The sequence below is a fragment of the Streptomyces sp. NPDC090108 genome, assembly GCF_044747185.1.
In the GTDB taxonomy this organism is placed as follows: Bacteria; Actinomycetota; Actinomycetes; order Streptomycetales; family Streptomycetaceae; genus Streptomyces.
This window is the reverse complement of record NZ_JBIVDQ010000003.1, coordinates 201,783-224,406: the sequence shown is the minus strand read 5'-3', so window position 1 is coordinate 224,406 and position 22,624 is coordinate 201,783. Positions and strand designations below refer to the sequence as shown.

22 protein-coding genes are annotated in these 22,624 nt (G+C 72.5%); 12 read left to right on the top strand and 10 right to left on the bottom strand.

Annotated features, from left to right (window positions below):
• The first annotated feature begins 84 nt into the window (after positions 1–84).
• The 3 genes from ACIPRD_RS11145 (at position 85) to ACIPRD_RS11135 (ending at position 2,577) form a co-directional block, all read left to right on the top strand.
• A complete protein-coding gene (locus ACIPRD_RS11145) occupies positions 85–348 on the top strand; it encodes a hypothetical protein (protein ID WP_401562227.1) in 264 nt (87 codons plus the stop codon).
• A 389-nt stretch (positions 349–737) separates the two neighbouring features.
• On the top strand, positions 738–1,130 hold the full coding sequence (locus tag ACIPRD_RS11140; RefSeq protein WP_356402851.1) for an SsgA family sporulation/cell division regulator: 393 nt from the start codon (positions 738–740) through the stop codon (positions 1,128–1,130).
• A 157-nt stretch (positions 1,131–1,287) separates the two neighbouring features.
• The gene (locus tag ACIPRD_RS11135; protein ID WP_401562225.1) at positions 1,288–2,577 is read left to right on the top strand and encodes a hypothetical protein; all 1,290 of its coding nucleotides are present in this window, start codon (positions 1,288–1,290) and stop codon (positions 2,575–2,577) included.
• Between the two features lie 14 nt (positions 2,578–2,591).
• Here the strand turns inward: ACIPRD_RS11135 and ACIPRD_RS11130 are convergent, their stop codons facing one another.
• Positions 2,592–3,554: a LysR substrate-binding domain-containing protein gene (locus tag ACIPRD_RS11130; RefSeq protein ID WP_401562223.1), complete on the bottom strand. Its 963-nt coding sequence runs from the start codon at positions 3,552–3,554 to the stop codon at positions 2,592–2,594.
• A 187-nt stretch (positions 3,555–3,741) separates the two neighbouring features.
• Between ACIPRD_RS11130 and snpA the strand changes: the two genes are divergently transcribed.
• Positions 3,742–4,437 carry a snapalysin gene (gene snpA, locus ACIPRD_RS11125; RefSeq protein WP_401562221.1) on the top strand — a complete coding sequence of 232 codons (696 nt, stop codon included), beginning with the start codon at positions 3,742–3,744 and terminating at the stop codon, positions 4,435–4,437.
• 365 nt (positions 4,438–4,802) lie between these two features.
• On the opposite strand, the gene ACIPRD_RS11120 is transcribed toward snpA, so the two are convergent.
• The 5 genes from ACIPRD_RS11120 to ACIPRD_RS11100 all read right to left on the bottom strand — a co-directional run bounded on the left by ACIPRD_RS11120 (position 4,803) and on the right by ACIPRD_RS11100 (position 9,923).
• Positions 4,803–5,705, bottom strand: coding sequence for a DMT family transporter (locus ACIPRD_RS11120; RefSeq protein WP_356402839.1), 903 nt, complete (start codon positions 5,703–5,705; stop codon positions 4,803–4,805).
• A 126-nt stretch (positions 5,706–5,831) separates the two neighbouring features.
• Positions 5,832–6,647, bottom strand: coding sequence for an ABC transporter permease (locus tag ACIPRD_RS11115; protein ID WP_356402836.1), 816 nt, complete (start codon positions 6,645–6,647; stop codon positions 5,832–5,834).
• 9 nt (positions 6,648–6,656) lie between these two features.
• Complete coding sequence (locus ACIPRD_RS11110) at positions 6,657–7,550, bottom strand: ABC transporter permease (protein ID WP_356402832.1); 894 nt, start codon at positions 7,548–7,550, stop codon at positions 6,657–6,659.
• A gap of 3 nt (positions 7,551–7,553) precedes the next feature.
• Positions 7,554–8,750, bottom strand: coding sequence for an ABC transporter substrate-binding protein (locus ACIPRD_RS11105; RefSeq protein ID WP_356402829.1), 1,197 nt, complete (start codon positions 8,748–8,750; stop codon positions 7,554–7,556).
• A gap of 141 nt (positions 8,751–8,891) precedes the next feature.
• Positions 8,892–9,923 carry an ABC transporter ATP-binding protein gene (locus ACIPRD_RS11100; protein ID WP_401562218.1) on the bottom strand — a complete coding sequence of 344 codons (1,032 nt, stop codon included), beginning with the start codon at positions 9,921–9,923 and terminating at the stop codon, positions 8,892–8,894.
• Between the two features lie 109 nt (positions 9,924–10,032).
• On the opposite strand from ACIPRD_RS11100, the gene ACIPRD_RS11095 reads away from it, so the two are divergent.
• From ACIPRD_RS11095 to ACIPRD_RS11085, 3 genes are all read left to right on the top strand, one after another.
• Entirely contained in the window at positions 10,033–10,773 is a 741-nt protein-coding gene (locus ACIPRD_RS11095; RefSeq protein WP_356402822.1) for a GntR family transcriptional regulator, read from the top strand.
• Positions 10,774–10,810: 37 nt separating this feature from the next.
• Positions 10,811–11,605 carry a cache domain-containing protein gene (locus tag ACIPRD_RS11090; protein WP_401562216.1) on the top strand — a complete coding sequence of 265 codons (795 nt, stop codon included), beginning with the start codon at positions 10,811–10,813 and terminating at the stop codon, positions 11,603–11,605.
• Positions 11,606–11,816: 211 nt separating this feature from the next.
• Positions 11,817–12,605, top strand: a complete 789-nt coding sequence (locus ACIPRD_RS11085; RefSeq protein WP_401562215.1) for a beta-glucanase — start codon at positions 11,817–11,819, stop codon at positions 12,603–12,605.
• A gap of 67 nt (positions 12,606–12,672) precedes the next feature.
• Here ACIPRD_RS11085 and ACIPRD_RS11080 read toward each other — a convergent pair whose 3' ends face one another.
• The 4 genes from ACIPRD_RS11080 to ACIPRD_RS11065 form a co-directional block, all read right to left on the bottom strand.
• A complete protein-coding gene (locus ACIPRD_RS11080; protein ID WP_401562213.1) occupies positions 12,673–13,281 on the bottom strand; it encodes a flavin reductase family protein in 609 nt (202 codons plus the stop codon).
• 73 nt (positions 13,282–13,354) lie between these two features.
• Positions 13,355–14,077, bottom strand: coding sequence for a hypothetical protein (locus ACIPRD_RS11075; RefSeq protein ID WP_401562211.1), 723 nt, complete (start codon positions 14,075–14,077; stop codon positions 13,355–13,357).
• A 301-nt stretch (positions 14,078–14,378) separates the two neighbouring features.
• Positions 14,379–14,993 carry a sigma-70 family RNA polymerase sigma factor gene (locus ACIPRD_RS11070; RefSeq protein WP_401562209.1) on the bottom strand — a complete coding sequence of 205 codons (615 nt, stop codon included), beginning with the start codon at positions 14,991–14,993 and terminating at the stop codon, positions 14,379–14,381.
• 276 nt (positions 14,994–15,269) lie between these two features.
• On the bottom strand, positions 15,270–16,001 hold the full coding sequence (locus ACIPRD_RS11065; protein ID WP_401562207.1) for a hypothetical protein: 732 nt from the start codon (positions 15,999–16,001) through the stop codon (positions 15,270–15,272).
• A gap of 542 nt (positions 16,002–16,543) precedes the next feature.
• On the opposite strand from ACIPRD_RS11065, the gene ACIPRD_RS11060 reads away from it, so the two are divergent.
• The 5 genes from ACIPRD_RS11060 (at position 16,544) to ACIPRD_RS11040 (ending at position 22,615) form a co-directional block, all read left to right on the top strand.
• Entirely contained in the window at positions 16,544–17,683 is a 1,140-nt protein-coding gene (locus ACIPRD_RS11060) for a ferritin-like protein (protein WP_401562205.1), read from the top strand.
• A gap of 161 nt (positions 17,684–17,844) precedes the next feature.
• A complete protein-coding gene (locus ACIPRD_RS11055; RefSeq protein WP_401562204.1) occupies positions 17,845–18,543 on the top strand; it encodes an SDR family oxidoreductase in 699 nt (232 codons plus the stop codon).
• A gap of 357 nt (positions 18,544–18,900) precedes the next feature.
• Positions 18,901–20,418, top strand: coding sequence for a catalase (locus tag ACIPRD_RS11050; protein ID WP_401562202.1), 1,518 nt, complete (start codon positions 18,901–18,903; stop codon positions 20,416–20,418).
• Between the two features lie 93 nt (positions 20,419–20,511).
• A complete protein-coding gene (locus ACIPRD_RS11045) occupies positions 20,512–21,015 on the top strand; it encodes an SRPBCC family protein (protein ID WP_401562200.1) in 504 nt (167 codons plus the stop codon).
• Positions 21,008–22,615: a phytoene desaturase family protein gene (locus ACIPRD_RS11040; RefSeq protein WP_401562199.1), complete on the top strand. Its 1,608-nt coding sequence runs from the start codon at positions 21,008–21,010 to the stop codon at positions 22,613–22,615. The genes ACIPRD_RS11045 and ACIPRD_RS11040 overlap by 8 nt, the downstream gene beginning before the upstream one ends.
• Positions 22,616–22,624: the final 9 nt, after the last annotated feature.

Below are 22,624 nucleotides of genomic sequence, written 5' to 3'. Positions count from 1 at the left end.
GTCTCCATTGCCCGGAAAGAGGGCGAACCGCCGTGGTCCTGCGTGGGCCACGGGGTGAGCAAGGAGGAATCGACAATGACGCCCATGATCGTGCGTCGCGCCGTCGGCGCGGCCGTCTCCGTGACCGTCGCCGCGGCGGCACTTCTCGCCGTCGCCGGCGCCGCCTCGGCGGAGGGGCGTGCCGGTGGTCCGCACGGCGCCCCCGCCCGGGTGGCCGGCGGTCATGACGGACACGCCGCGCACGCGTCCCGCGCCGGGCTCGGCAGCGCCGACGACCCGCGTGCCGCATGGGTTCTCGACCAGGTCCAGTGGGCGCGCGCCCACGGACTGCCGCTCCAGGACCGCTAGGGGGCGTCTCCCCGATCTTCGTGGGTCCGCGACGCCCGGCACGGCACCTCGCCGCACGGCCGAACCGCCCACGTACGCCCAGTACGAGGGCGGTCCGGCCGCACGCCGAGGCACCGCACCGGACGCCGCGGCCTGATCCACGAAGATCGAAGAGACGCCCCCTAGGGGAAAGAGAGAGACGGCACGGCGCGGGGCGCCGTGTTCCACAGCCGGGGCGGTGTCCCTGATCGTCCAGGGGACAGCGGCGATCACCGAACGGGACGCCGCCCCTCTCACCGCGGCCGCTTCGGAGCCCCGCGTGCGGATCCGTGATCCGGAACCGGCGCCGCTCCCCGTCCGCCGATGCCGAATCGGAGAGTCCAGCCATGGCCGACCGTATCGATCACGTAATGCCCATGGAGCTCCTGCTCGCGCCGGAGGAGCCGGTCGCCCTGCGCGCCGGTCTGTCGTACCGGCGGCACGACCCGCTCGCCGTGCACCTCACCTTCCACACCGGCGTCCGACCCCCCGTCCGGTGGGTGTTCGCCCGCGAACTGCTGGCACGGGGGATGCGGGAAGCCGTCGGCGAGGGGGACGTCCGGGTCCGGCCGCAGGGGAGCGGATCCGCGGCCGTCCTGTATCTGACCCTGTCGTCGCCGCACGGGCACGCCCGTCTCAGAGCCTCGCTCCCGGCCGTGGCCGAATGGCTGGAGCGCACGTATCTGCTGGTGCCCGCCGGAGCGGAGGGCCGCGAACTCCGCCTGGACGCCGCGCTGTCACGGTTGCTCCACGGAGCGACGTGACCCGCGCCCGCGCCCTCGCGTCCACCCCCACCCGCACGCTCTCCCGCACCGCGCCCGGCGTCTTTCCGGTGCCGCGGCGGACCGGGCGCCTTCGCGCGGCGGTGCCGCCGCGTGCGAGAACATCGGCTCCGGCTCCGGCGTGCACGAGGCCAGTGGCATGAACGACGCGACACGCTCCGCTCTCTCCCTCCTGCGATTCGTCACCGGCCGTCCGCCGCGAGCCGCGCGGGCGCCGTACCGTGCGCGGCTGCCCGCCGTGCTGGTCCAGGGCGCCAAAGGGCTGATCGCCGCGCTCCTGGCCTGGGAGATCGCCTCGTGGTGGCTGCCCGGCGGGCAGGAGTACTCCGCCGTGGCCACGGCCCTGCTCATGGCCGGTGCCCCGACGGTCCACCGGTCGGTGATCCAGGCCGTCCGCAGCGTGGGCACCCGTGCGGCGGGGCTCGCGCTGGCCGCGGCGGTCGTGTGGCTGCTCGGTACGACCGCCGGGAGCGTCGCGGCGGTCCTGGCGATCGCCCTGTTCGCCGGCGCCGGCGGCCGCCGCGGCGCCGACGGCAGGCTCCAGGTGGTCTCGACGGCCGTCCTCGCCCTGGCCGTGGCCGCGGCCGCCCCGGTGGGCCACGTGGTCGCGGTGGTCCTGGCGACACTGGCCGGAGCGGCGGTGGGCATCGTGGTGAACGCGCTCGTCCTGCCGCCCCTGCACCTGGCCGACTCCGACGCCTCGGTGCGCGAACTTGCCGCCTCCATGGGGGCGTTGCTCGACGACATGGGCCGCGGGCTGCGTGAACGGCGGCACACCGACCGCGCGCACGCCTGGCTGGACCAGGGCAGGCACCTGGAAGACCTCGTCGCGCGGGCGCACGAGGACGTGGACCGGGGGCAGGAGAGCCTGCGCTGGAACACGCGGTGCGCCGTGCACGGAAAGAGGCGGCCGCGTGAACCGCACGCCCACCGCGAGGCCCTCCACACCCTGCATCGTGTGTCCTTCCAGGTCCGCGGCATCGCCCGGACGCTGGCCGACAACGTCGACGACCGCCACACCGGCCACCGCCTCGGCAGACTCTTCCTGGAGCGGTACGCGGAGACCCTCGAGGCGGCCGGGCAGGCGGTCACCGCCTACGCCGCGTTCCCGGCGCTCGCCGTACCGGGAGTGTGCGCCGCACCCGGGGTGTGCGCCGCACCCGTCGCGGGCGGCGACCCCGCAGCGGGCGAAGACCCCGGCCGGCCCGACGCCGCCCGGGACCGGCTGCGCCGGGGGATCGGCGAGGCAGCCCTCTGGCACCAGGCGATGACCGACCTGATCGCCCGCGGCGATCTGCCCGAGCCCGGAGCCTGGCACGTCTACGGCTCGCTCATGACCGACGTCGAACGCCTGCTGGCCGACCTGGACCACGCCGGCCGCGCCGCCGCGGCCTCCTTGCGCCCCGGACCGGCCACGGTCGCCGCCTGACGGAGTGGAGCCCCCTAGGCCCGTGCTATGCGCGGAGGGCGCGTCGCGCGGTCCGTGCGTTCCAGCCACTCCCGGTACGCCGGTGCCTGGCGGGCCGCCTCCCAGTAGGCCTCCTCCAGTTCGGAGAAGCCGTTGTCCAACTGGGCCTCGGTGCGCGCCGCGAGCAGCAGCCGTACGCCGATCGGGTCGCCGTGCAGGGGGCGGATGGCGAGGTCGGAGCGCGGGTGCGCGGTGGGCTGGCTCACCGTGACCACCTCGCCGATCGCCGCCAGCGCGTAGGCGGTCAGATAGTCGCCGTGCAGCATCTGCGGCTCCAGCCCGGCCTCGCGCAGCACACGGCACAGACCGTCCCATTCGCCGTCGACGGTCGAGTCGACCATCCAGCGGTCTGCGGCGAGATCGGTGAGCCGTACCTCGGGACGGCCGGCGGCCGGATGGTCGGCGGCGAGGGAGACGAACTGCGGCTCCCGCTCCATCAGGACGCGCAGCCGCAGCCCCTCCGGGATGCGGAGCGGACTGCCCTCGACCTCGTGCACGAAGGCCAGGTCGAGCCGCCCCTCGGCGACCATGCGCAGCAGGGCGTTGGCCGAGGCGTCCATCTGGAGCGCCGGCGCGAGCGGTGACGTCCGCGAGCGCAGCCGGCGCAGCCAGCCCGGCAGGGCGCGGCTGGCGGTGGCGCCGATTCGGGGCCGGGGCCCACCCGTGGCGCGGGCGGCCGCCGCTCTCGTCTCGGTGACGAGCGCGGCGAGTTCGGTGACGAGGGGCCGGGCTCTGCCGAGCACCAGCCGCCCGAGCGGAGTGGGCCTGCAGCCGGTGCGGCCGCGGGTGAAGAGCAGTCCGCCCAGCTCCTCCTCGATGCGGCGCAACTGGGTGCTCAACGACGGCTGTGCCAGGCCGAGTTCACGTGCGGCCTGGTGCAGGCTGCCGGCGTCGGCGATGGCGCAGAGGACGCGGAAGTGCCTCACCTCTAGCTCCATGCCGGGGAGCGTAGGGCGGTGACCGGTGCGGCGCCAGACGATCAAACCCCGACGGAACCGCCCGAGTCGCCCGTGATAGCCCGGCGCTATCCCAAGTTGCCATCATCCGGATGCCGTTGAGGTGGCCGAGACTCGTGGGCAACCGATCGTTCACCACCCCACACGAACGAGAAGGAGTTCCCCCCACATGTCGTCGTCCCGTACGACCACCACGTCCGCGAGGACCACCAGAAGGCTGACCGCGCTGGGCCTCGGCCTGGCCTGTGCGACGCTGGGCACCGCCGTTCCGGCCGGTGCCGTCTCCGCGGCTCCCTCCCCCACGGCAGCCGCCGCCCCCCACTCCCACTACACCCCCTCGGCCGGGCAGGCCGCGGACAACAAGGCGTTCTTCGAGGCCGTGCTCGACTCGGTCGCGAAGAAGCAGGCCGCCCACCCGGGCATCAAGTCGGTCACCGTCTACTACAACGCCTCCCAGGCGCCCAGCTTCAGCTCGCAGATAGCGAGCGCTGCGTCGGTCTGGAACGGCTCCGTGTCCAACGTGAAGCTCCAGGCGACCTCGGGCAGCGGCGACTTCACCTACTACGAGGGCAACGACCCGCAGGGCTCGTACGCCTCCACCGACGGCCACGGCAGTGGCTACATCTTCCTCGACTACGCGCAGAACCAGCAGTACGACTCCGTCCGCGTCACCGCGCACGAGACCGGACACGTGCTCGGGCTGCCCGACCACTACAGCGGGCCGTGCAGCGAGCTCATGTCGGGCGGCGGCCCCGGCACCTCCTGCACCAACCGCTACCCCGATGCGAGCGAGCGTTCCCGTGTGGAGCAGCTGTGGGCCGCCGGACTCGCGAAGGCGCTGGACAAGCTGAACAAGGTGCGCTGACCGGCCTCCCTCGCCCGCCGTCACCCCCCACCGGCTCCGCCGTTCCTCCCACCGCCGGGGACCGCCCGCCCGGCGCGGCGGCCCCGCCGGCCAGGGACGGCGGGCAAGGGACCGTACCCACACCGCCCACACCGCCCGCCCCGGCCTGCCCGGGGCGGGCGGCGTGCGATCCGCACCCGGCCGGGTGTGCCGTGCTCGCCGCCGGGTGCGGTGAGCGCGCGACAGGGGGTGACGCGTCCGCAGGGGGTCGTGGTGCCCCGGGTCCGGGGCGATGCCGCACGCGCCACGACCGTGGTGCGCGCGCCCGGGATCCGCGGGCGGCGGAAGCGGCCGTTCGGGGGACGCGGTCACCGCCGCCGCGGAGATCACCGACCCTGGTCGGGGCTCGCCGCCCGCGCCTTCGAGGCGGTCCCGCGCGGCGGCCGCTCGATCAGGTTCTGCACCGCCCGGCTGAGGATCAGCACGCCCACGACGATCACGACGGCCCCGCACGCCTCCGGCACCAGCCACCAGCCCGTGCGGATGGTCTCCCCGAACAGGGTGACGCCGAGGATCAGGCTGACCACCGCGTCGCCGATGGTCAGCGCGGGCTGGGCCGCTGCCAGGGGACCGGCCTGGAGGGCGTTCTCCAGCAGGAGCACGGCCGCCCCTCCGGCGATCGCGAAGCCGTAGGTCTGCCAGGCGCTCAGGAACGCGGGGAATCCGTGGTCGGCGAAGGTGCCCGTGGCCGACTTCAGCAGCGCGGCCGTCAGGGCGTTGGCGATCGCCGAGCCCGCGGCCAGCAGCCCGGCGCGCCGGGCGGGGGAGTGCCGTCTCCCGGCGAGGAACACGGCCGCCGCGATCGCGCCCACACAGATGATCACGGCGGGGATCCAGCGGACCAGCGCGGCCTGGTCGGTGGCCCCGTGCGGTGCCGCCGAGACCAGCAGCACGGCCAGCCCCGCCACCACCGCGCCGACGCCCGCCCAGCCGTACGCCGGTAGATGCCGGTGCATGATCCGGCCCATGGCGAGCAGCGCGAAGGGAAGTTCCAGGATGAACAGCGGCTGGACCAGCGCCAGCGGCCCGTTGACCAGGGCCAGGCTCTGGAACACCGCCGCGCCGATGACCCCGGCCATGCCGAACAGCCACGCCGGCTGCCGTACGAGCTCCGCCAGCAGCCGGACACCGCTGTGCCGGCTCACGGAGGCGGCCTTGCGCTGGAACGCCGTTCCCACCGCATTGCTCGCCGCTCCCGCGACGGCGAACGCCGCGGCCAGTTCGATCACGACTGTCTCCCGCCTGCGGGCACACCTCCCGGAGAAGCTCCGGGCACCCTCAGCCTACGAAAGCCCTCGCCATCCCGCCGCCGGGCCGATCTCCCCGCGCGCGTCGCCGGCGCCGCGGGGAGGCCCTCACACCCTGCTCGACGTCGCCGTGTCTCCAGAGAGCCGCTGGGCCGCGTAGATCGGCAGGACCGACAGCAGGACGAGGACGGCGGCGACGACGTTCACCACCGGCGCCTGCTGCGGGCGGGTCATGTTGCCGAAGATCCAGATGGGCAGCGTCTCGATGCCGGGGCCCGCGGTGAAGGTCGTCACGACGATCTCGTCGAAGGACAGCGCGAAGGCGAGCAGCCCGCCCGCCAGCAGCGCGGAGCGGACCAGCGGGAAGGTGACGTCGAGGAAGGTGCGGAAGGGGGTCGCGCCGAGGTCCATCGCGGCCTCCTCGTACGACGCGGACGTGCGCCGCAGCCGGGCCACCACGTTGTTGAAGACCACGACGATGCAGAAGGTGGCGTGTCCGACGATCACGGTGAACAGCCCGAGCCCCACACCCAGCGGCGCGAGCACCGTGCTGAAAGCGGAGTTGAGGGCGATGCCCGTGACGATGCCGGGGAGCGCGATCGGCAGGACCACGATGAACGAGACCGTGCCGCGCCCGAAGAAGCGGTACCGGGCGACGGCGAACGCGATCAGCGTGCCGAGCACCAGCGCGACGGCCGTGGCGCCGAGGCCGGCCTTCACCGACACCCACAGGGCGTCGCGCGCGCCGGTGCTGTGGGCGGCCACCGTCCACCAGCGCGTGGTCAGTCCGCGCGGTGGCCAGCTCGCGCTGCGGTCGGGGTTGAGGGAGTTGACGAGGACGAGCAGCAGCGGCACGTAGATCACGGCGAAGCCGAGTCCGGCGCCGACGCGCAACGCGATGCGCGCGGTGCGGCTGAGATGCATGGCGCTCTCCTACAGGCTGTTCAGGGCGCCCGTACGGCGGATCGCCAGCAGGTACAGGACGATCACGGCCACGGGCACGGTGCCCAGCGCGGCCGCCATGGGCAGGTTGAGTTCGATGTTGGAGTACACGAGGTTGCCGATCAGCTGCGTCTTGCCGCCGACGATCTGCACGGTGATGTAGTCGCCGAGGCTGAGCGAGAAGGTGAACACGGAACCGGCCGCGACGGACGGCAGCACCATGGGCAGCACCACCGACCGGAAGGTGCGGCCCGCCCGCGCGCCGAGGTCCGCGGAGGCGTCCAGCAGGCTGTCCGGCAGCTGTTCGAGCGCCGTGTGGACCGGCAGGATCATGTACGGCAGCCACAGGTACGTCAGGGTGAGCACGGTGGCCGGCAGGCCGAAGCCGGGGCCGTTCAGCCCGAAGGGCGCGAGCATCCAGTCGGCCAGTCCGCCCTGGGAGAGGATCAGCCGCCACGCGTACACCTTGACCAGGTAACTCGCCCACAGCGGCGTCAGGATGGCCACCACGAGCAGCGGCCGCCACCTCGGCCTCGCCACCCGCGCGGTGAAGAACGCGACCGGGAACGCGATCAGGGCGCACAGCGCGGTGACCGCGAGGGCCACGCCGACGCTGCGCAGCACGACCTGGCGGTACACCGGCGTGGTGAACAGCTCGTGGAAGTTGTCCGTCGACCAGACCTTCACCACCTGGGAGGTGAAGGAGTCCGTCGTCCAGAACGCGGAGACGAACAGTGCCGCGAGCGAGCCGAGGTAGAGCACGGCGAGCCACAGCAGCGGGGCCGTCAGGAGCAGGGTCAGCCGGAGCCGTGGCCTGCGGTGCAGGGTTCCGGCGAGCCGCCGGACGGTTCCCCGTCCGGCGGCGGGCGTCACATCGGTCGTCACGCCTCAGCCCTTGATCTCGGTCCAGGCCTGCACCCACTTGGCGTAGGGCACGCACCGGACGTCCTTGCGGCCGTCGAGGCATTGCTCGATGGGCGTGTTCCAGAAGGCGATCCTCTTCCAGTAGCTCTCGTCGGCCGCGTGGTAGACCGTGCAGAAGTTCTTGTCACTGGTCTCGGCGCAGGCCTTGGAGTTGGCCGGGGCCTCGCCGAAGTACTCGGCCACCTGGGCGTTGACCTTCGGGGAGACGATCCAGTCGAGCCACTTGTAGGCGCAGTCGGGGTGCTTGGCCTTCGCGGCGACCATCCAGGTGTCCGACCAGCCGGTCGAGCCCTCCTTGGGCACGAACGCCTTGACCGGCGCGCCCTCGGAGGCGGCGAGGTTGGCGATGACCTGCCAGGTGGTGCCGACGACCGAGTCGCCGCTCTTGAAGGCCGAGACCTCCTTGAGGTAGTCGCCCCAGTACTCGCCGATGTCCGCGTTCTGCTTCTTCAGCAGGTCCACGGCGGCGTCGAACTGCTTCTGGTCCAGCGCGTAGGGGTCCTTGATCTTCAACTCCGGCCGGGCGGACTTCAGATACAGGGCAGCGTCGGCGATGTAGATCGGGGAGTCGTACGCGGTGACGTGTCCCTTGTGCGCGGCCGCGCCGCCGAAGACGGCCGACCACGAGTCCGGGGCCGGCGTGACCTTCCGCGTGTTGTACATCAGCAGGTTGGCGCCCCGGCCGTGCGGGATGCCGTACATCTTCCCGCGCACCGAGTTCCAGGGGCCGTTCTTCAACCCGCTGTAGATGTCCTTGTAGTTGGGGACGAGGGCGGTGTTGACCGGTGCCGCGTCGCCGGAGGCGATCAGGCGCAGGGAGGCGTCGCCGGAGGCGGAGACGGCGTCGTACTCGCCGGTCTTCATCAGCTTGACCATCTCGTCGGAGCTGGCGGCGACCTTGGAGTGGACCTGGCAGCCGGTCTGCTTCTCGAAGTCGCTGACCCAGTCGACCTTGGGGTCGTTGGAGCCGTCCTCGACGTAACCGGCCCAGGCGATCAGGTTGACCTGGCCTTCTGTCTTCCCGAGTTTCGTCGGGGCCTTGAGGTCGGGCGGGTTGAGGCCGGTGGCGGAGGAGCCGCCGGAGCCGGAGGAGCCACAGGCGGTGGCGAGCAGCAGGACGGCACAGCCGGCCGCGGCCCGCAGGATCGGGGTGAGACGCACGACGTTCTCCAGAGGGTGAGGGAGCCTTGCGCGGAGCGGGTGGTGCGGGGAACCAAGGGTGTTGCCGGCGACCGGAGTCGCCGGGGACTGCGGGGACTGCGGGGACTGCGGGGACTGCGGGGACGACGGGGGAGCGGCGGGTCAGGAGGGGATGCGGACGGCGTGCCGCCGGTGCCACCGCAGACGGACCCGGGTGCCGCGGTAGGCGGCCACGTCCTCGGAGGAGGTCTCCAGGTTCTGCTGGAGCGCGGTCAGCCTGCCGCCGCCGTCGAGATCGACGAGGAGACGGGTGGCGTCGCCGAGGTAGACCGCCTCGGCGACCGTGCCCGTGACGGAGTCGTGCTCCGGCTCGTCGGCCGCGGCGGAGTCGTCGAGGACACGGATCTTCTCCGGGCGGATGTTGTACGTGCCCGCCGTGCCCACGATCCGCTCGGCCGCCTCCCCGTCGAGCAGGTTCGAGGTGCCGACGAAGGACGCGACGAAGGCGGTCGCGGGGCGCTCGTAGATCTCGGCCGGGGTGCCGACCTGGGCGATCCGGCCCTGGTCGAAGACGGCGATGCGGTCGCTCATCGTCAGGGCCTCCTCCTGGTCGTGCGTCACGAACACGAAGGTGATGCCCACCTCCCGCTGGATCGCCTTGAGTTCGACCTGCATCTGCTCGCGCAGCTTCAGGTCGAGGGCGCCCAGCGGCTCGTCGAGCAGCAGTACACGCGGGCGGCCGACGAGGGCGCGGGCGAGCGCGACGCGCTGGCGCTGGCCGCCGGAGAGCTGGGCGGGCCGGCGCCCCCCGTACCCCTCCAGTCGTACCTCGGCGAGTGCCTTGCGGGCGCGGGCGAGACGTTCGGCCTTCGGCACCTTGCGGACCTTCAGACCGTAGGCCACGTTCTGTTCGAGCGTCATGTGCGGGAACAGGGCGTAGTCCTGGAAGACGGTGTGCACGTCCCTCTCGAACGGGGCGAGCCCCGTGACCTCCTGTCCGGCGAGCTCGATCCTGCCCCCGGTCGGGCTCTCGAACCCGGCGATGAGCCGCAGGACCGTGGTCTTGCCGGATCCGGACGGACCGAGCATGGAGAAGAACTCCCCGTCCCGGATCTCCAGGTCGACTCCGGCCACGGCGGTCGTCTCACCGAAGGACTTCCGCACATCCTGCAGCCGGATCGCTATTCCCTCCATGCGGGAACCTTTCTGGCGCGTTCAACGTTGCGCGTAAACATATGAACTCATAGTTCAAACCTCAAGATCCCCTTAGGGTAAAGCTTGAGTCAACGTACGAGGTGGTGGCGTGAGACAGCACGAGGTGGACGGCGGGGCCCGCAGGGCCGTCTTCAGCCCGGTGGAGAACCGCGCGCGCGTGGACGCGGTCGTCCGGCGCATCGGCGACGCCATCGAACTGGGCCTCCTCGCCGACGGTGAGCAACTGCCCGGCGAGAGCGAATTGTCCGCGCAGCTCGGCGTCTCCACCGTGACCCTGCGCGAGGCCCTCATGGCCCTGCGCCAGCAGGGGCTTCTCACCACCCGCCGGGGCCGCGGCGGCGGCAGCTTCGTCACCCTCCCCGAGGACCCCGCCGACGACCGCCTCCGGATGCGCCTGTCCGGCTGGAGCACCGAGGAACTGCGCGACCTCGGCGACCACTGGGCCGCCCTGTCCGGCGCCGCCGCCCGCCTCTCCGCCCAGCGCACCGAACCCGCCGACCTGCGCCCGCTCCGCCGTACCGCCGACGAGCTGACGCACGCCGGGGAGCCGGCCACCCGCAGCCGCCTGTACGGCCGCTTCCACGTCGAACTCGCCGCCGCCGCCCAGTCCGCCCGCCTCACCCGCGAACAGGTCGCGCTGCAGAGCGAGGTCGGCGCCCTGCTCTGCCTCGTCATGGCCGCGGACGAATATCGTGAAGAAGTGTCGGACCGTCACCGCGCCGTGATCTCGGCCGTGCAAGATGGGGCCCACGAAACGGCCGGCACGCTGGCCGAGCGGTGCGTCCGGGAGTCCACGGCACGACTCGTCGCCGTACGCCTCACCCTCTGACCGCGCCGCGTCCGGTTCCCGTCCGCTGGAGGACCCCATGGCCTGGAGCACCGGGCCGGACCGCTCCGCGGCCGCGACGCTCGACACGGACACCGGGACATGGGTGGCCGCGCGGGTGGGCGGCGCGCTGGAGGCCGTGTTCGAGACCGTCGCCGCCACCCGCGCCGACACGGCGGCCCTGCTCGCCCGGGTCACCGCCGACGGCCGGCGCCCCACGAGCGCGGACCTCGCGGCCCTGCGCCCCGGACTCCACCTGCGCCTGACCCGCCAGGAACTCGTCTCCGGCGTCGGCTTCGTGGCCGCCCCCGGCCTGCTCGCGGACGTCCCCGCCTGGCTGGAGTGGTGGCAGTCGGGCGCCGACGGCGTCGTACGGCCGCTGCTGCTCGACCTCGACCCCGGGCAGTCGGCGTACTCCGACTACACGCACTGGGACTGGTTCGCGCTGCCCCGAGACACCGGGCGCCGCGCGGTGGCCGGCCCCTACGTCGACTACCTCTGCTCCGACGAGTACAGCCTCACGCTGTCCGCGCCCGTCCGCATGGACGGACGGTTCGCCGGCGTGGCCGCCGCGGACGTGTATCTGCGCCACTTCGAAGCGGCCGCGCTGCCCCTGCTGCGACGGCTGCCCCGGCCCGCCTACCTGGTCAACGCCCGCGGGCGGGTCGCCGCCTCCACCGACCCCGCCCGCCTGGCCGGTTCGCTGGTCAAGGGCCCCGACTTCGGCCGGCTCCTCGCGGAGGCCGTACCGGCCGGGCACGACGGCCTGCGCCTGGTGCCCTGCCACGGCGTCCCGCTCGTCCTGGTCCAGGACGCGGAGGGGGACGGGGGCTGAGCGGGGGAGCGGGGCTGGGCGGGGCGCGGGCTTGGTGCTGGAGGCCGGGACGCCTGTTGGTCTCCTGGTGCTGATGCCGAAGCCTTGGAGGCCTTGCGGTGACCGTAGGTAACAGCGCTGAAGGTGGCATCCGTTCACCCGGACGGGTCATTCCGGTGGCGATGTCACGCTCTGTGCGCATGGCTCGCCGTGAGGCGGTCAGACATGGGACATGCACGAACCGACTGCGGGCGGCCCGGTCCCGCCCCCGCGCATTCCGTCCGGCCCCGATGTGGTGTTCGCGGCCGACTTCTCCTCCCGGCGGCAGTGGGTCGCGGGCCGGTCGTGGGCGTACCCCGACGGCGGCCCGGAGAACCGGGACGACGACAAACTGGACCACCTCGTCGCCGACCCCGACTACAGCCGCGCGGGTGTCTTCCGCGCCACCCGCCGTCCCGACGGCCTGTGGAACACCGGACTGCTGACCACGGAGGGCAGCGACGAGGGGTTCATGCTCCGGGCGGGAGACATCCTGGAGACGCGTGTGAGGCTGCCCCGGGAGACCGGTGCCTGGCCCGCGATCTGGACCTGGCGGGACGGCGGCCAGGAGATCGACGTCTTCGAGTACCACCCCGACAACCCCGACCTGCTGGAGTTCAGCAACCATGTGCGCGGCGGCGGGCGTTACGTGCACCGCCAGGACGTGTCGCCCGGCGCCTGGATCGACCTGCGCACCGAGTTCGGCGCCGGGTCGGTCGTCTGGTGGGTGAACGGCGAGCGGGTGTACGCCGACCACCGGGGCACGGGGCGCTCCTGGCACGCCTATCTCATCGTCAACCTGTCCGTGTGCGCGGGGCGCTGGCACCCCGCGCCCGGACCGCGGATCACCACGATGTCGTACGAGGTGAGCCGGCTCGTCGTACGCCGCCCGTCGCAGGGCGGACCGCTGCCGCACGGCCGTGCCGCGACCGAGAACCGGGAGACGGCCGGCGCGGACGGAACCGGCGAGCGGTCGGCCTGACCTCGGGCCCCCGTCGTCCCGGCCGGCTCGGCCCGCCAGCCGGTCGCGGAAGGCGCGCGTCGGCGGGTCAGGCGCGCGGCTCGTCCTGGTATCGCTGGCGGGCCAGCTCGCTCACCTCGCCGACGGTGCTCCACTCGTTGCCGCCCAGCCGTGCCAGGGGGCGCAGCATGCGGATGTCCGGCCGGCCCTCCACCAGCGCCTCCTCGCTGACCACGGCGTGCACGACCCGGCCGAACACCACCGTGGAGTCCCCCAGCCGCAGCGTCGAGTGCAGGGTGCACTCCAGCGCGGCCGGGGAGCCGGCCACGCGCGGCGGCCGCACGCGCAGCGAGGGCTCGCGGGCGATGCCGACCGCGTCGAACTCGCCCTCGTGACGGGGGAAGTCGGTCGCCGTCGCGTTGATCTCGGCGAAGAGCTGCTCGGGCGCCAGGTTGACGACGAACTCCCCGGTCTCCTCCACGTTGCGCAGCGAGTCCTTCCTGCCGACCGACGTGAACTGGACGATGGGCGGATCGACGCAGGAGACGGTGAAGAAGGAGTGCGGTGCCAGGTTGGCCGTCTCCCCGTCCGCCGTGAGGGTCGAGACCCACGCGATCGGCCGGGGTACCACCACCGAGGTGAGCAACCGGTAGAAGTCGTGGGCGGGCATGTTCTCGGGATCGAAGTCGACGCGCATGCCGGTAAGTATCCAGGTCAGCACGGCACCGCCGGAGTCCGGTCCCGGCGCGCGCGGGTGAGTCCTGCAGTCGTCAGGATGCACCGCACTGGGGCGCATCCTCTGCTCGAGCGTTCCATTTCTCGGAGTTCACGATGTCGGCTCTGTTCGGCAGCCTTGACGGCCTCCACGTGTCCAGGCGCGCCAGCGGCCCGCCGCTGCTGCGGATCCAGACCCGGCCGGCCGGGTCTTTGAACTCCAGGCGAAGCTGGGCGAGGTCTGCTTCTGTCAGGCGTACCGACGGCTGTTTCCCGGCCATGGAGTCCAGCAGTTCCCGGTTCGGGATGTCGACCTGCTTGCACGGTCGTTGGAGGTCCAGGTCCCATGTCAGCCTGCTCGCCGGGAGAGTGAGCCGCATGTCCATGACGCGGGAACTTCCGTTCACCACGATCACCCCCGAGTCGGTCCGGTAGAAGTCGACGAGGTCGGCGTACGACTTCTCCCGCGATTCCTTCTCGCGCTGCTCCGTGGCGTCGGTCCGCCGCTCGTCGGCCCCGGCCCGTTGTTCGGCCCGGATCCCGAGCACCAGGCCGACCAGCGCCGCGATCACGGTGACCGCGGCGACCGTGAACCGTCCCAGATCCAGCACGGTGACGCGGTACGGACCGGAGTCGGCATCCGCGTCCGGGGCGGCCCCGGCCTCGTCGCGCCGAGGCGTCGGCGTCGGCGCCGCTCCAGCCGTTCCGGCAACGGGCGTGGACTCATTCGTCGCAGCACCGGCCGGGCCGTCAGCAGCCCCTGACGCCTGCGTCGGCACAGTGGCAGGCTCGTCGGCGGACAAGGCGCTGCCTTCGGGGTCCCGCGGGCTCCCGGTTCCTTCGGTTTGGGGCATATGGTCATGATGCCCGTACGCCCGGTCGGCAGGGTCCCGTTGGTGGAAACCCGCCTCCGTCCGCTGATCCGGCGGCGCCGGGCGCCGGGAGCGCTATCCGCGTGCGCCGCATCGAGCCCGGAAGGCCCCGGGTCCGGCCCGCCACGTCCCGGGCTGCAAGAAGCCACGGCTCCCGGGTGTACCGCTCCCGGGGGCGTCGGCACGGCATGCGCACAACGCGTCCTGCCTACCCGGCAGCCGTGGCCATGGCAGACCTGGTGGTGCGGGCGTGCCATGGGACGCCGGAGCCCAGGGCGCTCGTGGCCTCGGCATCCCGCAGAAGCCCTTCGAGAGCCACGCGGGCGCGGAAGACCCGCGAGCGGACCGTACCGACCGGACAGCCGACGAAGCCCGCCGCCTCCTCGTACGACAACCCGACCAGCTGAGTCAGCACGAAAGCCTCGCGGCGCTCGTCGGGCAGGGTTTCCAGGAGGTCGAGCAGGACGATGCCGTCGTCGAAGGCCGGCAGGCCCACGGACCGGCTGCCCTCCACCGCCGTCCGCCAGTCCGCGGCATCCGCGATCCTGGGACGGACCGCGGCACGGCGCAGACTGTCGGCGACCGCGCGGCGCGCGATCGACAGCAGCCAGGTACGGGCCGTGGCCCGGCCCTCAAAGCGGTGCAGGCTGCCGAACGCCCGCGCGAAGGTGTCCTGGGTCAGGTCGTGCGCGGCCTGGGGATCGCCGCTGAGGTGAGCCACGAAACGCAGTACGTCACCGTAGAGAACGCGGACGAACTGCTCGGCCGCGTCGGGGTCACCGCCGCGTGCGGCCAGGGCCCACGCGGTTGCCCTCGCGTCCATGGCGGCACGTTCGGCCCGTGAAGCGGGCATGGCAGAGGTCATCTCGTGATGTCCTTCTCAGGTCCTGTGGGAGGCAAGCCCGCTCCGGGGCATGACTCACCGGCACATGGGTGCGCCCGCGCACGGGAGGCAGGGGCGATACCCGGAGCCCGTCAGGAGGACAGTCCGCTCTCGGCGGCGCACCGGTGCCAGACGGCGAAGGCCGGGCACACCCGCGCGCACAGGCACAGGCACAGCAGGACAGGAGGCGACGGGGCTCCGGTGGATCAGGCTGTCTCAGCGGACAGCGGCACCCACCGGCGGTCCGCGGAAGGTGAGGGAACAGCACAGCAGCAGCCGCACCGGTGCCGATGCGTCGACAGCACGGCGCCCGCGTACAGCGGGGCGACGGAACGGCGCAGGCAGGGTCCCGAGCAGCAGGTGCAGCGGAGCCGCCAGCCAGGCCGCCGTGGCCCGCAGGAGGCGGAAGACGGCCCGCTCGCCGTGGGCCAGCCACAGCCCGCACAGGACCGCGGCCAGGAGGTGCGCGGCGACCATGCCGAGCGAGGCGCCACCGCCCCTGCCGTGCGTATACCCGAGGCCGGCCATGCCGTGAACCATGTGGCCGGCGGACAGGTGCATCCCGCCCAAGGACCCGGCGTGCATGCCCGTCCCGCTCATGGAGCCCATGTCCATCGAGCCCATCGGCCCCATGTCCGTGACGCTCGCGCCGGTCGGCCGACCCGTCCGGGACATGGTGGTGGGAACGGACGCCGACGGCTGGGACAGCGAGAAGGCCGCGTGGAGGACGGCCTGAGCAGCGGCCACGACCGCGACGATCGACGTGCGGCCACGTTCCCGCCCGGCCAGCAGCCAGCCTGCCGCGCCGGTCCCGGCCGCTCCCGCGGCCATGGCCCACCAGGGGACGGCGACTTCCGACATGGCCGCGTGGCCGAGGGCGGCGAGCAGGACGCAGACCGCGGCGAACACGCCGGCCCGCGCCGTGCGGCACCACCCTGGCACAGTCATCGTCCGCTCATCCTCGCGCCCGGGGTCCGATCGTCGACGGCGGTACGTGAGCACCTCCGCCCTCCGACCCACCGACAACGAGGTGAAGCACCTCGCAGCGGACGCCCGGGAATTCATGAGCACGGTGACGACCACTGCAGCGACACCGTACCCGGCCGCGCCACCACGGCCGGAGCCGTGACCGGGCCGGTGCGCCGGAACTCCACGGTGGAGGCCACGAGATCACCCGAACGCCACGAGCCCGCCGGCACGGGCACCAGAGCGGCGAGGGTGACGGGCGTCGGGATTGACGTGCTTCGAGGGTGTCGGCCGACGGCAGGGGCCAGCCGGCAGGCCCGGAGCGGACCCTTTCCGGCGGCACGAACTTCCCTCGATCCGCATGTAGTCGGGTACGACGGCCGGTCGGTTCCCGGCGCTGGACCGACGGCGTGGTGAGCCGTGTCGTGCGCTCCGGGCACCCCGGCGAGCCCCGGCGACGCTGCTAGCTTCGCGCACCTGGTTCGAGAGCGATGCCGGGATCACCGGCGGTTACGGAGGCGGCCGTGGCGGTGGCCGAGACACCTGGATTCCCCGACGAGACGGCCGGTGCTCCCGTCCGGCGCCGTACTCTCCTGGCGTCGGCCGCGCTGGCAGCGGCCACACCGGTCTCCGTGGCCGCGTGCGCCCCCGGCTCCGTACGCCCGCGGCCCGCCCCGCCGCAGCAAGGGTCCGTGGCCCGTCTCGTCGCCGTCCCCACGGAGAAACGCGGCGTGGACTGGCTGAGATCGGCCCTTCAGACGGCCGTGGAGATCGAGTTCTCCACCATCCCGCCGTACCTGTGCGGCTGGTGGTCCATCAGGAACCGCAAATGTGACGCCGCGAGGCTGATTCGGCGAATCGTCTCCGACGAGATGTACCACCTCGGCATCGTCTGCAATCTGCTGGTGGGGCTGGGGGGCCGCCCACGCATCAGGGAGACGGCTCCGGTCTACCCCGGTCCGCTGCCGGGAGGGGTGCATCCCGGACTCAACGTGTACCTGTCGGGCCTGACCGAAGAGCTCGTACGGGACGTGATGATGGCCATCGAGGCGCCCGCGGCCCCCCTGACCGACCGCGCGCCCGATCCCCACAGCATCGGCCACTTCTACGACGAACTGCTCAAGGCGTTCAAGACGGTGGCACCCGGCCTCTCCACGGACCGGCAGCTGCGCGAACGGATCGGCGAGGACACACTCGGACCCGTCAGGACCCTGGAGGACGTCGAGCGTGCGATCGAGATCATCAAGGACCAGGGGGAGGGCACCTCGGTCTCGCCGGCCGACGGTGTGGGAGACGGCCACCTGGCGCACTACTACGCCTTCGCCGAGATCCACCACGGCCGCCGACTGCGTCAGGAGGGCGGAACATGGCAGTTCACCGGAGCACCGGTCCCCTTCCCCGACACACGGCCCATGTCCAGGGTCCCGGCAGGCGGCTGGGACCGGCCACCCGCCGCAGCGGCGCGGCTCCTGGACGAGTTCGACAGCACGTACAGCGCGATGCTCGAAGCGCTGGACACGGCATGGGCCGACGGCGACCCCCGCAGCCTCAGGACGGCCGTACGGCAGATGCGTGGGCTGGAGAGTCCTGCCGTGGCCCTGATGGAGACGCCGGTCGCCGGCACCCCGAAGACCTACGGTCCTCAGTTCCGCCCCAGGGACTGACTCCGGCCGACCGTACCGGAGCGGCGTGAAGATCGCTGGGTATGGTGCAGGCGTTCCGGGGGCCGGTGACCCGGATGCGGCCGAACTCACGCGCCACCGCGCCTCCATCGGCGTCCGGCCTCCTGGCGCAGCCCGACCCGTATCGCTGAGGAGGCCGTCCCATGGAAGCCGTCACGCTGATCACCGGTGGCTCGACCGGAATCGGCGCCGCCACCGCCCGTGCTCTGCTCGGACAGGGTCACCGCGTGGCCGTCACCGGACGTGACGCGGACAAGCTGGCAGCCTTCGCCGCTTCGGCCGGAGCGGGCGAGCGACTGCTGACGATCGCGGGCGACACCAGCGACGCGCACGATGTCGCCTCCGCCGTGCGCCGCGTGGTGGACGCGTGGGGCCGACTGGACAACGCCGTCGCCAACGCCGGTTTCTCGCTGCCCGGCAACCTGGAGAGCCACGCCCCGGAGGACATGCGCGCCATGGTCCTCACCAACGTCCTGGGCCCGGCCCTGCTGGTGCGGGAGACCCTGCCGCACCTCAGGGAGTCCAAGGGCCGGATCGTGGTCATCGGTTCGGTCGCCGGGGTGCGCAACACACCGGGCAATCTGTACTCGGTCACCAAGTGGGCCGCGCACGCGCTGGCCGAGAACACCCGCCTGCTGGTCGGCAAGGACGGGGTCGGCGTGACCGTCGTCGCTCCTGGGGTGGTGGACACCCCGTTCTGGGACGAGCGCGGCGGCACCCCCGAGGCGGCGCCGGCGATGAGCGCCGAGCAGATCGCGGACACGATCGTCTTCGCCGTCGACCAGCCCGCGGGCGTGGACATCAACAACATCACGATGCGGCCGACCGGGCAGCTCGGCTGACGCCACGCTCTCCACGGCCTCCTGAATGAGCGCCCTTGGCCCCCGCCGCCCACCGCGCGGTGCAGGCCGGCCCAGGTGGGCGGTCCCGGGCCGTTCACCTGCGGGGTGCGGCCGTGCGCGCCCGGTGACCGGAGCGGACGGAACCGGGCGGCCGGGGTGACGTCGGGGCAGCGGGAACGGGGGAGGAGGTTTGCCGTCGCATGCCGAGGTCACCCGGAATGACGGCGCGCGGGCCTCACGGGTCCGTATCCGGCGCGGCGTCGGACCGCGGCGCCGGCCCGTTGCCGCTCCCGCCTGTGACGGCCGTGGCAACGGCGGCGAAGTCACCGGTTCGCTCGGAGGGAAGGATCGGACAGGATGAGTGAGATCCCGTACACCACCACTGATGCGGGCACGCCGGTCGAGAGTGACGAACACTCTCTCACCGTCGGCCCCGCGGGGCCGGTCCTGCTCCAGGACGCCTACCTGATCGAGCAGATGGCGCAGTTCAACCGGGAGCGGATACCCGAGCGGCAGCCGCACGCCAAGGGCAGCGGCGCCTTCGGGCATTTCGAGGTGACGAACGACGTCAGCGCCTACACGAAAGCCGCCCTCTTCCAGCCGGGCACGCGCACCGACCTGGTCGCGCGGTTCTCGACCGTCGCCGGTGAGCGGGGCAGCCCGGACACGTGGCGCGACCCTCGCGGCTTCGCGGTGAAGTTCTACACCACCGAGGGCAACTACGACATGGTCGGCAACAACACGCCCGTGTTCTTCGTGAAGGACCCGATGAAATTCCAGCACTTCATCCGGTCGCAGAAGCGCCGCGCCGACAACAACCTGCGTGATCACGACATGCAGTGGGACTTCTGGACGCTCTCGCCGGAATCCGCGCACCAGGTCACCTGGCTGATGGGCGACCGGGGCATCCCGCGCACGTGGCGCCACATGAACGGCTACACGTCGCACACGTACATGTGGATCAACGCCGAGGGTGAACGGTTCTGGGTGAAGTACCACTTCAAGACCGACCAGGGCATCGAGTTCTTCACCCAGGACGAGGCCGACCAGATGGCCGCCGTCGACACGGATTACCACATGCGTGACCTGTTCGAGCACATCAGGGACGGCGAGTTCCCGAGCTGGACTCTCTACGTCCAGGTGATGCCGTACGACGACGCGCCCTCGTACCGGTTCAATCCCTTCGATCTCACCAAGGTGTGGCCGCACGGCGACCACCCGCTCATCCCGGTGGGCCGCATGACGCTGGACCGCAACCCCACCGACAACCACGCCGAGATCGAACAGCTGGCGGTCCAGCCCAACAACCTGGTGCCGGGCATCGGCCCCAGCCCGGACCGCATGCTGCTGGCCCGGCTGTTCTCCTACGCCGACGCCCATCGCCACCGCATCGGCGCCAACTACCAGCAGCTGCCGGTCAACGCGCCCATCGTCGACGTCAACAGCTACTCGAAGGACGGGGCGATGGCCTACCGCAGGACCACGGACCCCGTGTACGCCCCGAACTCCAAGGGCGGCCCCGCCGCCGACACCGCTCGTTTCGGAACCCCGCCCGGCTGGGAGGCCGACGGCGAGATCACGCGTTCCGCGTACGTCGACCATCCCGAGGACGACGACTGGGGCCAGGCCGGGACGCTGGTGCGCGAGGTCATGGACGACGCCGCCCGGGACCGGCTCGTCGACAACGTGGCCGGACATCTCCTCAACGGCGTCTCCGGGCCCGTCCTCGAACGCGCCTTCGCGTACTGGTCGAACATCGACGAGAAGACCGGAGAGCGGATCAAGGAGAGCGTGCGGTCCAAGGCGGACGAGACCGACCCCAAGGCCGCGGACCAGGGCAACCCGGCGCGCAGCGGCATGCAGGACAAGGCCTGAAGCGGGAGCGCGGCCGCTCGGTCGCCGGAGTGACCGGAGTGACGGGTGGCCGCGGCCGGCTGTCCCGCACGGCGCCGGCCGGGAGGAGGAGACATGGCGATCCGGCATCAGCTCATCCAGCGCGCACCGACCGCACTCTGGACCGTGCTGGACGACCCGTCGCGGTTCGCCGACTGGGTCGTGGGAACGTCGGACTCCGCACCGCGCGAGGGGCGATGGCCCGAGCTCGGTTCCTCTCTCACCTACACGGTCAGGATCGGCCCCAGGAAGACCGAGGGGTTCACGGTGGTCCGCCGCTACGAGCCTCCCCGCTACCTGGAACTGGAGGCTCACGCGGGGCAGCAGAGTGCCCGTATCGCCTTCGACATCCGTCCGTGGGGCGACGGCACCCTGGTCCTCGTGGACGAGCATCCGCTCCGCGGCCTCGGCGGCACCCTGCACAACTCCCTTCTCGACGCCCTGATCCAGATCCGTCACCGCAAGATGCTCAGCAACCTCGCACGAGCGGTGGAGGAAGAGGTCACCGGTCCGCGGGCCGTGAACGCCGGCGTGATCGGTGATGCGCCCCGGCCGCCGGAGGAGGCGAGCCATGAGTGACGCGGTGGTGATCGGGGCCGGACCCAACGGGCTGGTGGCGGCCAACATCCTCGCCGACCACGGCTGGAGCGTCGAGGTGCTGGAGGCACAGGACACTCCCGGCGGGGCCGTACGCAGCGACCGCGGCCTGCACCCCGATTACGTCCACGACCTGTTCAGTTCCTTCTATCCGCTGGCCGCGGCCTCTCCGGTCATCGCCGGCCTCCGGCTCGACCGGGAGGGGCTGCGCTGGTCCCACGCGCCCCGCGTACTGGCCCACCCGCTGCCCGACGGGCGCTGCGCGGTCCTCGACCGGGACCGGGAGGTCACCGCGGACGCGCTGGAGACCTTCGCGGAGGGCGACGGACAGTCCTGGAAGGACCTGTGCGCGATCTGGGACCGGGCGGGTGACGATCTCCTCGGCGCGGTGTTCACGACCATGCCTCCGGTGAGATCCCTCGTGGCACTCGCCCTGCGGATGCGGGGCGGAGGCACCCTGAGACTGGCCCGCAGCATGCTGTTGCCCGTACGGCGCTTCGGCGAGGAGGAGTTCTCCGGCGAGGCCGGCCGCCTCCTGCTCGCGGGCACCGCCCTGCACGCCGACCTCGGCCCGGAATCCGCCGCGAGTGGAGGCTTCGGCTGGCTGATGACCATGCTCGGGCAGGAGTACGGCTTCCCCGTCCCGGTCGGCGGCGCGGGCGCGCTCACCGGCGCGCTCGTCCGCCGTCTGGAGCGCCGGAGCGGCACCGTCCGCTGCGGCGCGCGGGTGACCGAGGTCGTCGTCAGAGGCGGCACGGCCCTCGGTGTCCGCACCGCCGACGGTGACGCGATCCGGGCCCGGCGGGCCGTCCTCGCGGACGTCTCCGCCCCCGCGCTGTACGGCCGGCTGATCGCCGCGGAGCACCTGCCGCAGCGTCTGCACGCGGACATGCGGCGTTTCCAGTGGGACTTCGCCACCTTCAAAGTCGACTGGGCGCTCGACGGCCCCATCCCCTGGAAGGCCGGCGAGGCGGCGGGAGCCGGCACGGTCCATCTCGCCGACAGCGTGGACGACCTGACCCGGTTCGCCGCCCAGATCGCCATGCGGCTCGTCCCCGACCGGCCGTTCCTGCTGCTGGGACAGATGACCACCGCCGACCCCACGCGCTCACCGGCGGGCACCGAGTCCGCCTGGGCCTACACCCACCTGCCCCGGGAGATACGGGACGACGCCGGGGACGACCACCTCACCGGTGCCTGGGACCGGGCGGAACGCGAGGCCATGGCGGACCGCGTCGAGCAGCAGGTCGAGCGGTACGCTCCCGGCTTCCGCGACCGTGTGATGAACCGGCGCATCCTGGCGCCGCCCACCCTGCAGGCCACCGACGCCAACCTGGACGGGGGAGCCATCAACGGAGGCACCACCAACCTCCACCAACAGGCCTTCTTCCGCCCGGTTCCCGGCACCGGCCGCCCCGAGACACCGATCCACGGCCTCTTCCTGGCATCGTCGTCCGCGCATCCCGGCGGTGGCGTCCACGGCGCCCCCGGCGCCAACGCGGCCCGGGCGGCCCTCGGCACGCACCGCCCCCTCGCACGCACCGCCACCGCTCTCGCGCGCGTGCTCACGAGGCGGGGCTGACTTCCCGGG